The organism is Thermostichus lividus PCC 6715 (assembly GCF_002754935.1).
Lineage (GTDB): Bacteria > Cyanobacteriota > Cyanobacteriia > Thermosynechococcales > Thermosynechococcaceae > Thermosynechococcus > Thermosynechococcus lividus.
On record NZ_CP018092.1, the window covers coordinates 1,844,323 to 1,856,872 of the forward strand.

A 12,550-nucleotide genomic window follows, 5' to 3' on the forward strand; every position below is an offset into this window, starting at 1 on the left:
GTCGAAGCTACAACGTCTTTACCCCAAAGCCGCTAGTGGCACCCTAGAATGGGGTATTGGAGACTGACGACACCATAGGATAAATGCCGTGACGTACCAAGTGGGTTTACTAGGGTTGGGAACAGTGGGGGGGGCGTTGCCCAAATTCTCAGGGATCCCGCTGGACGGCACCCCTTGCTCCGGGAATTGGCGATCGCCCGAGTGGGGGTGCGAGATCTAGCCAAGCCCCGCGCAGTGGCCTTCGATCCCCAGTACCTGACCACCGACTTAGAGGCCATCGTCACCGATCCTGATATTGATATTGTGGTGGAGGTCTTGGGCGGCATTGAACCTGCCCGCTCCTTGATCCTCAAAGCCATTGCCAACGGTAAACATATTGTCACCGCCAACAAAGCCGTCATTGCTCGCCATGGGGCTGAAATTTTTGATGCCGCCAATGCCCAAGGGGTCTATGTGATGCTTGAAGCAGCCGTGGCTGGCGGCATTCCGGTCATTCAAGCCCTCAAACAAAGCCTTGGGGCAAACCGCATTCACACCATCACAGGGATTCTCAATGGCACCACTAACTATATCCTGACCCGCATGCAACAGGAGCAGGGAGACTTTGCACCCATTTTGGCGGATGCCCAGCGTCTGGGCTATGCAGAAGCCGATCCCAGCGCCGATATTGATGGTTTGGATGCGGCTGATAAAATTGCGATTTTGGCTAGCCTAGCCTTTGGCGGGCGAATTCCGCGGGATCAGGTCTATTGTGAGGGCATTCGCCAGATTACAGCAGCGGATATTGCCTACGCTGACAAATTAGGCTTTCGGATTAAACTACTGGCGATCGCCCACCAAGCCAGCGACCAGTCTCTTGAAGTGCGGGTACACCCTACCCTTGTTCCCCTAGACCATCCCCTAGCGGGAGTGAATGGCGTTTTTAATGCCATCCTCCTTGAGGCCACCCCCTTAGGCCAAGTGATGTTCTCCGGTCCAGGTGCCGGTGCCGGAGCAACGGCCAGTGCCGTCGTCGCGGATCTCATCAATATCGCTGCCCTGCTGCCCCAAGGTCGTGCCAGCCATCCTCTCCTCACCTGTCAGCACGAGCACACGGTGCCGCTCTTACCCATTGCCAAGGTCAACAGCCGCTTCTATGCCCGCGTCCATGCTCAGGATCATCCAGGCGTTCTCGGCAAATTGGGTACCTGTTTTGGGGCGCATAACGTTAGTCTTGAATCCCTCGTGCAAATTGGCGTGCACCATGAACTCGCAGAAATTGTCATTGTCACCCACCATGTTTGCGAGGGAGAATTCCGGCAGGCCATGGCCGAAATTAGTAGTATGCCCGACATTGAGGCCGTTCCCTCCATTGTGCGGGTTCTCGGCGGCTAGTTCGAGCTGGGTTGTCCTACGAGATCGTAGAGCACGTGAGAGGGCATCCCCGCCGCGAGTAGCAGCCGTGGCAAGGTGGGCAACACCCGGCAGGCATGGCGAATAAACCCATGAATCCATTGATCGAGAGCCTCCACCTCTGCTTCGCTGAGCGGCATCTCTGTACGGGCAGTCGGCAAACTTTGAAGAAGATTGTTAATATCCCAGAACATATCCACCCGAAGCTGGCTAAGCCACCCCTGCTGAGGCCGAGTCAACAGCCAATAGTTGTTAACAATCATCTTGCCTAGGTAGCGCGCCGTGATGCTAGTCACTAGTTGAAAGTACTGACCATACTGCCGCAACGTTAACGCTTCAGTGGGTGCTGATATTGTAGTGGCTGGGCTCTCGGTCTCCTCGCGATCGCTGAAAAATGAAGCCAGCTCTGCCACTACATCGGGTGAGACAGATAGGGCAGATAAGTCAACCCCTACTAAATTAAAAATTTTACGTTCAATATTTTTTAAGTGCTGAGTGTGATGCGGCTCATTAACTTTGATTTTTTGATGTAACTCAACAAGAAACTCTAATTCGTTTAATTGTGGATAGGTTAAAGAGTCCAAATTTATGTAACCCTCTAGGCGGTCTTCCGGTGACTCCATTGTGGTTGGGGGCTGCTCCTGCAAACGAGATTGTACCGCTGGATGTGCGGCTAACAAACGGCGGACATAGTAGCGAACGGTTGGGGACACATTCATAAGCTCTAAGCCTCATAGAACAACCAAAGCAGTTCTTACGCTAATTCTCAGAACATAAAAATGAGCATAAAAATTCAATTAAGTATGAATGAATAACCTTTTGGTTATGTAATAAATAAGTAAGAGTGGTTTAGGCGTTACCTTTATGATAAAACTGACACCTATCTGTCTAGCAGCGCAAAGCAAGTAAACAAATTAGAAGATTAACGGACGATTAAATATATATTATTAGTAGCCTATCTGCCCTGACCAATACTATATACCTGTTATAGATACTGTCTGTGACAATCGTCAAGTATCGATTGCTACAAACTGCTCCTTTGTGATGATTGCTTAACCGTAAAAATGAATTAAATTCACCAATTGCATCAATAACTAAAGAAATACTAAAGATTTGCCACGATTTGCCGGCTGCTGTGGGAGGAAGGGGGAGTGTAGGATGGGAGAGGCGTTACTCTAAACATATTGGCTACGGTATGCCCCGTCGTACAGATATTTCTAAAATCCTGATTATTGGGTCTGGCCCCATTGTTATTGGTCAAGCCTGTGAGTTTGATTATTCCGGTACCCAAGCCTGCAAAGCACTACGGGAGGAAGGGTATCAGGTGGTTTTAATCAACTCCAATCCGGCGACGATCATGACGGATCCCGAAACCGCCGATCGCACCTATATTGAACCGTTAACTCCAGAGATCGTTGAAAAAGTCATTGCGAGGGAGCGACCCGATGCCCTCTTGCCCACTATGGGCGGCCAAACTGCCTTAAACTTGGCGGTGACTTTGGCGAAGTCAGGAGTGCTGGATCGCTACGGTGTGGAATTAATTGGTGCCAAGCTGCCAGCAATTGAAATGGCAGAGGATCGCAAGCTCTTTAAGGAGGCGATGCAGCGCATTGGGGTGGGGGTGTGTCCCTCGGGTTTGGCCAATACCCTTGAAGAAGCTCGGGCGATCGCCCAGCAGATTGGCTGCTACCCCCTGATTATTCGCCCTGCCTTTACCCTCGGTGGCACGGGTGGTGGCATTGCCTACAACCAAGAAGAATTTGAAGAGATCGCGGTGGCGGGTCTCGATGCCAGCCCTGTATCCCAAATTTTGATTGAGCAGTCCCTCATTGGTTGGAAGGAGTACGAGCTAGAAGTCATGCGCGACATGGCTGATAACGTTGTGATCATCTGCTCCATTGAAAACCTTGATCCCATGGGGGTGCATACGGGCGACTCTATTACCGTTGCGCCCGCCCAAACCCTAACCGACAAGGAGTACCAGCGCTTACGGGATGCCTCTATCAAAATCATCCGCGAAATTGGCGTTGAAACGGGGGGATCAAATATTCAATTTGCCGTCAACCCAGAAACGGGGGATGTCATTGTCATTGAAATGAACCCACGGGTATCGCGTTCCTCGGCGCTGGCCTCCAAAGCGACTGGGTTCCCCATTGCCAAAATGGCCGCCAAGTTAGCCGTGGGCTACACGCTGCCGGAAATCCCCAATGACATTACCCAAAAAACCCCCGCCAGTTTTGAACCGACCATTGACTATGTGGTCACCAAGATTCCACGGTTTGCCTTTGAAAAATTCCCAGGAGCGCAACCGGTTCTCACCACCCAAATGAAGTCGGTGGGGGAAGCCATGGCCATCGGTCGCACCTTTCAGGAATCGCTACAAAAAGCCCTGCGATCGCTGGAAACGGGTCGTGCAGGCTGGGGGTGCGATCGCCCCGAAAAATTGCCGAGCCTTGAGCAACTGCGGGGCAAGCTGCGAACCCCAAACCCTGATCGCATCTTTGCCATTCGCCATGCCTTTTTGTTGGGGATGACAGTTGAAGAGGTGTACGAACTCACGGCTATCGATCCGTGGTTTTTGCGTCAACTCCAAGGACTCCTAGAGACCGAAAAATTCCTCAAGCGTAGCAAGCTAGAACAGTTGAGCGCTGCGGAACTCTGGCGGATCAAGCAGCAGGGCTTCAGCGATGCTCAAATTGCCTACGCCACCAAAACCACTGACGATCAGGTGCGTGCCCATCGCCAATCCTTGGGCGTGGTGCCAGTGTATAAAACAGTGGATACCTGTGCTGCGGAGTTTGAAGCCTATACCCCTTACTATTACTCCACCTACGAGCAACCCACCGAGCGAATTAACCCTGATACAGGGGAACTAGAAGCACAGCCCCCTGAATCCGAAGTGCTGCCGCCGCGCAAACCACGGGTGATGATTCTGGGATCAGGCCCAAACCGCATTGGCCAAGGGATTGAATTTGACTATTGCTGCTGCCATGCCTCCTATGCCCTGCAGGCCGATGGCTATGAAACCATCATGGTGAACTCCAACCCAGAAACAGTCTCCACCGACTACGACACCAGCGATCGCCTCTACTTTGAGCCCCTCACCAAGGAGGATGTACTCAACATTATTGAGGTCGAGCGTCCCGTAGGCGTGATTATCCAGTTTGGTGGCCAAACCCCTCTAAAACTGGCACTGCCGCTGCAACAGTACCTCAACCAGCATGGCGAGGCACTGGGCACCAAAATTTGGGGCACCTCACCAGACTCCATTGATATTGCTGAAGACCGCGAACGGTTTGAAAAAATTCTGCGGGAACTGAATATTCCCCAGCCTCCCAACGGCACAGCTCGCAGCTACGATGAAGCCTTGGCCATTGCCCAGCGGATTAACTATCCAGTGGTTGTGCGCCCCAGCTACGTGCTTGGAGGGCGAGCCATGGAAATTGTCTATTCCGATGCTGAACTGGAGCGCTACATGACCGAGGCCGTGCAGGTGGAGCCTGAGCGCCCCATCCTCATTGACAAGTACCTCGAAAATGCCATTGAAGTGGATGTGGATGCCCTTGCCGATGCCACAGGCGCCGTGGTCATTGGCGGCGTGATGGAGCACATTGAGCAGGCGGGGATCCATTCCGGGGACTCCGCCTGTAGCTTACCCTCGCAATCCCTTAGCGCCACTGTCTTAGAGACAATTCGCACCTGGAGTATTGCCTTGGCCAAATCCCTGCATGTCATTGGCCTGATGAACTTGCAGTTAGCCGTCCAAGGCGAGCAGGTCTATATCCTTGAGGCGAACCCCCGCGCCTCGCGCACGGTTCCCTTTGTCTCGAAGGCGATCGGGGTGCCCTTGGCAAAGATTGCCGCACGCTTGATGGCCGGCAAAACCCTAGCGGAGCTAAACATCCTCAGTGAAACGATTCCTGAGCATGTTGCTGTTAAGGAAGCTGTGCTCCCCTTTGAAAAATTTGCCGGCACTGACACCGTTCTGGGGCCTGAAATGCGCTCTACCGGCGAAGCGATGGGCATTGACGTTGATTTTGGCACAGCCTTTGCCAAGTCTCAGCTCTCGGCGCATCAAAAGTTGCCCTTAAAGGGTATGGTGTTTGTTTCCATGAGCGATCGCGACAAGGCTGCCATTGTGCCAGTGGTGCAGGAATTACAGTCCCTCGGTTTTCAGATTATTGCCACCGCAGGCACCCGGAATGCCCTGATGGCGGCTGGCCTCGAAAACATTGAACTCATCCTCAAGTTGCACGAGGGTCGCCCCCACGTTTTGGATGCCATTAAGAATGAGCAAATTTCCCTGATCCTAAACACGCCCTCTGGCGAAGAAGCTCGCGCCGATGGTCGCCTGATTCGTCGTACCGCCTTGGCCTACAAGATTCCCATTGTGACGACGATTGCTGGCGCCAAAGCCACGGTTGCGGCCATCAAAACCTTACAAACCTCAGAACTGGGGGTACGCGCCCTGCAAGATTATCATCCTGCCCGATGTTAAATGTTGGCTTTGGTAACTATGTGGCACCGGCTCGCGTCTTGGCGATCGTCAGCCCTGACTCAGCCCCCATCAAACGCTTAATTCTGGAAGCGCGGCAGCAGCATCACCTCATCGACACCACCCATGGGCGGCGCACCCGTGCAGTGTTGATTTTAGACGGCTCGACAGTCGTCCTATCGGCGCTGCACCCGGAAACCCTAGCTGCCCGCTTGAGCCAGCCCCTAAAAGACCCCCACCCCTAGGGATGTACATGGCCATCGGGCATAATGGCGCCACTGAGACGGGCACCCGTGAGCTTAACCAGCAACCGATTGCCTTGGCTCATTTTGGCGCCCCGTAAATCTGCCCCGCGCAGATCCGCACCGCTGAGATCCGCCCCAATCAAGTTGGCCTCCCGCAGATCTGCATAGCTGAGATCCGCTTGCAACAAATTCGCTCGGAAGAGATTGGCATGGCGCAGGTTGGCACGGTGCAAAATCACTCGATGCAAAAATGCATCACTGAGGTCGGCATGGCTGAGGTTGGCATGGCTGAGGTTACGGCCTTCAAAGTCTTTTTCGCTGAGGTTGGCACCCTGTAAATTCACCCCCGACATATCCTTGTGGGGAGGCGTGGTGCGGGGTGGCTCCGGCGGCGGTGGCGCAGCGGTACGTTGGCGGCTGTAGGTGCCATAGGTATGGTTATGCGGCTGTGAGTAGCTACTGCCTGGCTGCTGCTCCCGGGAGGTCTGATAGCTGCGATAGGCGTAGGGGTTGGACTGGTAGTAGGAACCACTGCGATGCTCCCGTGGAGGTGTGGTAGTTGTACCGGTTGACGTACTGGCTTGGCGATAGCTCTGTCGCTGGTTGGTGCGTCCACTGGTGTGGCTGCCGTATTTGTGGATGTGCTGCCGCAGTTGATCGCGAGCGTCGTTAATTTGCTTAATCTTTTCTTGGGCTTTTTCCACCAGACGGACGTTATCTTTGGGAATGCGATCGGGATGCCAAATAAACACGAGATCCCGATAGGCTCGATTCACGTCCTCTAGGGTTGCCCCCGGTTCTAACTCCAGTACCCGGTAACACGTCTCTAAATCGAGCATCCTTTGACGGCCTATCATGGATAGTGACAATTCTAACGGTGGGATTGCCCCCCTTGGGTTGAGAAAGAATGCGCTAATATTAACTTATGTAAAAACTCTTCATAATTTTGCATCGGAGGATGGCGATCGGTGAATAAGCAATGGCGCAATGCGGGGTTATACGTTCTTTTAGCAATTGTGGTGCTGGCGTTGGCCACCGCCTTTTTTGATCGCCAGCCCACCATTAAGCAGACTTGGGCCTACAGTCAACTGATTCAAGAAGTCGAGAACAAGCAAGTTAGTAAAATCAGCATCAGTCCCGATCGCGCTCAGGCACAAGCGATTACCCAAGACGGGACGCGGGTGTTAGTCAACCTCCCCAACGATCCTGAATTACTGGATATCTTGGCCAGGAATAATGTGGATATTTCCGTCTTACCCCAGAGCAATGATGGCTTCTGGTTCCGGGCGCTGAGTAGCCTGCTGGTGCCCATTGGCCTGTTGGTTCTATTGTTCTTCCTGTTGCGGCGCGCCCAGGCCGGTCCTGGGAACCAAGCGATGAACTTTGGTAAATCGCGGGCACGGGTACAAATGGAGCCGCAAACCCAAGTCACCTTTAATGACGTGGCAGGCATTGACCAAGCCAAGCTGGAATTGGGGGAAGTGGTGGAGTTCCTCAAGTACGCTGATCGCTTCACGGAAGTGGGTGCCAAAATCCCCAAAGGGGTGCTGTTGGTGGGTCCCCCCGGAACCGGTAAAACGCTGCTGGCACGAGCTGTAGCCGGTGAAGCAGGGGTTCCCTTCTTTTCCATCTCTGGCTCTGAGTTTGTGGAAATGTTTGTCGGGGTGGGTGCCTCGCGGGTGCGGGATCTCTTTGAGCAGGCAAAGGCCAACGCTCCCTGCATTGTCTTTATTGATGAAATTGATGCCGTGGGTCGCCAGCGGGGCGCCGGTCTTGGCGGCGGCAACGATGAGCGCGAGCAAACCCTCAACCAACTGCTGACGGAAATGGATGGCTTTGAGGGGAACACTGGCATTATCATTATTGCGGCCACAAACCGCCCCGATGTCCTCGATGCTGCCCTGTTGCGCCCCGGTCGCTTCGATCGCCAAGTGGTTGTGGATCGCCCTGACTATAAAGGCCGTCTTGATATTCTCAAAGTCCATGCCCGTGGCAAAACCTTGGCCAAGGATGTGGATCTCGATAAAATTGCCCGCCGTACCCCTGGCTTTACGGGGGCTGATCTGTCCAATTTGCTGAACGAAGCCGCCATCCTTGCCGCTCGTCGTAATCTGACTGAAATTTCCATGGATGAGATCAACGATGCCATTGATCGGGTCCTGGCCGGGCCTGAGAAGAAAGATCGCGTCATGAGCGAGCGGCGCAAAACCCTTGTGGCTTACCACGAAGCGGGTCATGCCTTGGTGGGTGCCCTGATGCCAGATTACGACCCAGTGCAGAAAGTCAGCATCATCCCCCGTGGGCGTGCCGGTGGCTTAACCTGGTTCACCCCCAACGAAGATCAGATGGATTCTGGCCTCTATAGCCGCGCTTACCTGCAAAATCAGATGGCGGTTGCTTTGGGGGGGCGGATTGCTGAAGAGATTGTCTTTGGTGAGGACGAAGTGACCACTGGCGCGTCTAACGATCTCCAGCAAGTGGCACGGGTAGCTCGGCAAATGGTGACGCGCTTTGGCATGAGCGATCGCCTCGGTCCGGTGGCCTTGGGGCGGCAATCAGGCAATGTGTTCCTTGGCCGAGACATCATGGCGGAGCGGGATTTCTCAGAAGAAACCGCTGCAACCATTGACGATGAGGTGCGCAATTTGGTGGATCAAGCCTACCGGCGTGCTAAAGAGGTGCTGGTCAACAACCGTCATGTACTGGATCAGATTGCCCAAGTCCTGATCGAAAAAGAAACCATCGATGCCGAGGAACTTCAGACGATCCTTGATCGCAATGACGTGAAAATGGCAGCCATCCCCTAGGGTGAGGGTCGTCTGAAGTTTGTCAGTTAACCATGGTTTAAAGACTGCGTAATGGGGGGTTGACGTCAACCCCCTATTTTTTGGCACTCATTTTTGGGCACTCAATTAAGCGTTTGGCCAGTGAGCGCGGGGGTTAAACGTCCGCAGCGATCGCAATTTTTCGTAGAGGTCTTTTTCAGCCGCACTCAGAGACTTCGACGGGACAATTTGCACCTTGGCCAGTAAGTCGCCATGGGTGCCATCACTTTTGCGCCAGCCTTTGCCCCGCAAGCGCAGCGATTGCCCCGATCGTGTGCCCGCGGGAATATTTAACACCACATTCCCGCTAGGGGTGGGAACAGTTACCTGTGCGCCCAAGGCTGCCTCATCGGGGGCTAGGGGCAGATCCATCACCAGTTGATTCTCTTCAAAGCGAAAAAGCGGATGGGGGGCGACCTGTACAGTTAAGTAGAGATCGCCGCGCTGCTGCGTGTAGGGATTTGACCGACCTTTGCCCCGCAACCGTAGTTTAGTACCTGGCTTGATCCCAGCGGGAATGGTCACGGTGACTTTTTCACTGCCAATCTGAAAGGTTTTTTCACAGCCTTGAGCGGCCTCCTGAAAACTGATTTGGGCCTCTGCTTCCACATCGGCACTGGTGCTGCTAAAGCCAGAGGGATCAAAGCCACCCGACCAACCACTGGCGGTACCCGCAGTCGAAAATCGCCCGAGAAGTTCGTTGATAAACTCTTCAAAGTTGGCAAATTGACTGAAGTCGGCATCAAACCCACCCACATTGACATTGAAGCCACCGGCTCCTCCCCCGCCTGCCTGTTGCCAGTACTGGCCAAACTGGTCGTACTTACGGCGTTTTTCGGGATCCGAGAGGACTTCGTGCGCCTCGTTAATTTCTTTGAAGCGAGCTTCGGCGTCCTTATCACCGGGGTTGAGGTCGGGGTGATACTTGCGGGCAAGGCGACGAAATGCTTGCCGAATGTCAGCATCCGTGGCAGTTTTGCTGACCCCTAGAACTTGGTAGTAGTCTTTGAAGTCGGTACGAGCCATAGGATGATGCGCCTCTACAGTACAAGATGATCGTGTTGCTGAGTGCCCGCTCCCCAAGGGGACAAAAAACTGAGTGCTATTATAGGTGAATCAGTTCACCGCGTCTCAACGGCATGGCAACGTTTTTACGGCCAGAATTAGAGGCCATTAAAGCCTACTCTACCCCTCCCGAAGCCAGTAGTGGTACTCTGCCAGCGCAGGTGGACTACCTCGACACCAATGAATTTCCCCTCGATCTGCCCGCGCACCTCAAGGCAGCGCTTGCCCGGCAGTACGTTGAGGCAATGGCTAGCAATCGCTATCCCGATAGTAGCCACTGGCACCTCAAACAGGCGATCGCCACCTATGCGAGTGAGCACAGTAGCGTGCCGATTGTGCCCAATCAGATTGCGGTGGGGAATGGCTCTGATGAACTGATTCGCGCGTTACTGCTGGCAACGGCTTTAGGGAGCCATGGATCTATCGTAGTGGCAGAGCCGACGTTTTCAATATATGGGATTCTGGCTCAAAGCTTAGGGATTCCCGTCCACCGTGCCCAGCGGCATCCTGACACCTTTGCGGTAGAGATTGAAACGGCTGAGGCGCTCATTGCAACAGCCACTCCGCCGGTGCGAGTGCTCTTTATGCTGCAGCCAAACTCACCCACGGGGAATGCCTTAACCTCCACTGAGGTGGCATGGTTGCGGCAGGTGCCGACGGATATTTTAGTGGTGATTGATGAAGCCTATTTTGAATTTTCGGGGAAAACCCTACTGCCGGAACTGGCGGATCATCCCAATTGGCTGATTTTGCGCACGTTTTCTAAGGCGCTGCGCTTGGCGGCACATCGCGTGGGTTACGCGATCGCCGAGCCAACGGTGATTGCGGCACTGGAAAAACTGCGGCTGCCCTACAACCTGCCCAGTATGTCTCAACTGGCCGCCTGCTTTGCCCTCGAACATCGCCACGAGCTACTGGCGGACATTCCGGCGGTGATTGCCGAGCGTGAGCGGCTTTACCGTCAACTGCAAACCTGCCCGCACCTGCGGGTCTGGCCTAGTGTCGCCAATTTTCTCTTTTTCCGCCTTAATGATCCGTCCCATACCCAACCCCTATGCCAAGCCTTAGAGCAGCAAGGAACCTTAGTGCGGGCGATCGCCAACGGCATTCGCGTTTCCATTGGAACTAAAGAGGAAAACGAGCGATTTTGGCAGCGGCTGCAACACTATCTGTCGGCTCATTCCAAGGTATGACAATTGCCAACGGTGCTCCCTAAAATCTCCCTAAAATAGATTAGATTCAAGCTAGTTTGCTGTGGCTGCTGTTGTACCGTGATCATCCTGCACCTTCTTGATCCGTGGAAGCGAACGCCAATTAAAACGTGGCGATTTCCCATCAAGACCACCATTCGGATTGGCCGTGCCGCAGACAACGATGTCATTCTCAACGATATTCTCGTCAGCCGTTATCACGCGGAACTGGGGTGCTACCGTGACCCTGAAAATTTAGGTCGTTGGTACCTGAAAAGCGTGGGGGCGATCGGCACCTTTGTGGATGGTCGCTTAGTGGATGAAAGCAAACTGTCCCACGGCAGCCTGATTCAGTTAGGTCCCACTGGTCCCATCCTCCAATTTAACGAGCAAACCTTTCGCCGCAGTACTGCCACTCTGAGTGAGTGCACCCATGCCGGCAATATGCCCGGAAACTTATTTTGTATTCACTGTGGAGAGCCGCTCAATATTCAGCGTACCGTTCGCAATTACCATATCTTGCGGCTGCTGGGGCAGGGGGGGATTGGCACCACCTACCTTGCCTGCGAGGCACGAGCTACCGGTGGATTTGGAACTAAAGTGCCTGAAGTGCGCGTGCTCAAGGAACTCAGGGCAGACATGGCAGATCATGAAAAAGCCCAAGAACTGTTTGAGCGGGAAGGACGCATTCTGCAAATGTTAGACCATGCCGGTATTCCCCGCTTTTATGATTTTTTTATTGAAAATGGCAAAAGCTATTTAGTCATGGAGCTGATCCATGGCCTAGACCTAGAGCGCTGGGTACTCCGCAATGGCACCGTTCCAGTCCCCCAAGCCATTCAGTGGATGATACAAACCTGTGGCGTGCTCGACTACCTCCACAATCAGGAGCCACCTGTGATCCACCGCGATCTCAAACCCAGTAACCTGCTGGTTCGCTCTCGCGATAACCAGATTGTTCTCATTGATTTTGGGGCGGTGAAGGAACTTGGGCATTCTCCCGGTGGTACCCGCATTGCCGTGGAAGGGTATAGTGCGCCAGAACAAATGATGGGTCAACCGGTCGTGCAGTCCGATTTATTTGCCGTAGGAGCCACCCTCGCCTTCCTGCTGTTGGGGGATAGCCCCATTCGCTTTTACCGTCATTGCGAGGGGTTACACCGCTTGGATGTCAGCAATCGCCCAGAGATTCCCGAAGCCCTGAAACGGGTCATTCACCGGGCGACTGCGCCCCTGCTGCCAGACCGCTACCCCTCGGCGATCGCCCTCGCCCAAGCCCTCAAAGCCTGCTTAACCACACCAGAGACAAACATGCTGCCCATCGCTGAAAATTGACTC

Annotated in this window: 8 protein-coding genes and 1 pseudogene; 6 read left to right on the forward strand and 3 right to left on the reverse strand. The window is 53.8% G+C overall.

The genetic code is table 11. From position 1 onward, the window contains the following. Positions 1-88 precede the first annotated feature (88 nt). Positions 89-1,374: pseudogene (locus BRW62_RS09155) on the forward strand (homoserine dehydrogenase). On the opposite strand, the gene BRW62_RS09160 reads toward BRW62_RS09155, so the two are convergent. Beyond that, positions 1,371-2,111: a hypothetical protein gene (locus BRW62_RS09160; protein ID WP_099799170.1), complete on the reverse strand. Its 741-nt coding sequence runs from the start codon at positions 2,109-2,111 to the stop codon at positions 1,371-1,373. The pseudogene BRW62_RS09155 and the gene BRW62_RS09160 sit on opposite strands and share 4 nt — an antisense overlap. A gap of 476 nt (positions 2,112-2,587) precedes the next feature. On the opposite strand from BRW62_RS09160, the gene carB reads away from it, so the two are divergent. Further along, positions 2,588-5,890, forward strand: coding sequence for a carbamoyl-phosphate synthase large subunit (gene carB / locus BRW62_RS09165; protein ID WP_099799171.1), 3,303 nt, complete (start codon positions 2,588-2,590; stop codon positions 5,888-5,890). Next, positions 5,884-6,132, forward strand: a complete 249-nt coding sequence (locus BRW62_RS09170; RefSeq protein ID WP_099799172.1) for a DUF370 domain-containing protein — start codon at positions 5,884-5,886, stop codon at positions 6,130-6,132. Before carB ends, BRW62_RS09170 begins: the two co-directional genes overlap by 7 nt. On the opposite strand, the gene BRW62_RS09175 is transcribed toward BRW62_RS09170, so the two are convergent. Continuing rightward, complete coding sequence (locus BRW62_RS09175; protein WP_198405982.1) at positions 6,129-6,971, reverse strand: pentapeptide repeat-containing protein; 843 nt, start codon at positions 6,969-6,971, stop codon at positions 6,129-6,131. The genes BRW62_RS09170 and BRW62_RS09175 overlap by 4 nt on opposite strands. A 129-nt stretch (positions 6,972-7,100) precedes the next feature. Here BRW62_RS09175 and ftsH3 point away from each other — a divergent pair, with 129 nt between their 5' ends. Beyond that, positions 7,101-8,939 (forward strand): ATP-dependent zinc metalloprotease FtsH3, encoded by a 1,839-nt coding sequence (gene ftsH3, locus BRW62_RS09180; RefSeq protein WP_099799174.1) that lies wholly within the window; start codon positions 7,101-7,103, stop codon positions 8,937-8,939. Positions 8,940-9,044: 105 nt separating this feature from the next. On the opposite strand, the gene BRW62_RS09185 is transcribed toward ftsH3, so the two are convergent. Beyond that, positions 9,045-9,983, reverse strand: coding sequence for a DnaJ C-terminal domain-containing protein (locus BRW62_RS09185; protein WP_099799175.1), 939 nt, complete (start codon positions 9,981-9,983; stop codon positions 9,045-9,047). Positions 9,984-10,096: 113 nt separating this feature from the next. Here BRW62_RS09185 and BRW62_RS09190 point away from each other — a divergent pair, with 113 nt between their 5' ends. Together BRW62_RS09190 and BRW62_RS09195 are read left to right on the forward strand one after the other, a co-directional pair. Further along, a complete protein-coding gene (locus tag BRW62_RS09190) occupies positions 10,097-11,215 on the forward strand; it encodes a histidinol-phosphate transaminase (protein ID WP_099799176.1) in 1,119 nt (372 codons plus the stop codon). A gap of 78 nt (positions 11,216-11,293) precedes the next feature. After that, complete coding sequence (locus BRW62_RS09195) at positions 11,294-12,547, forward strand: protein kinase domain-containing protein (protein WP_099799177.1); 1,254 nt, start codon at positions 11,294-11,296, stop codon at positions 12,545-12,547. Positions 12,548-12,550 lie beyond the last annotated feature (3 nt).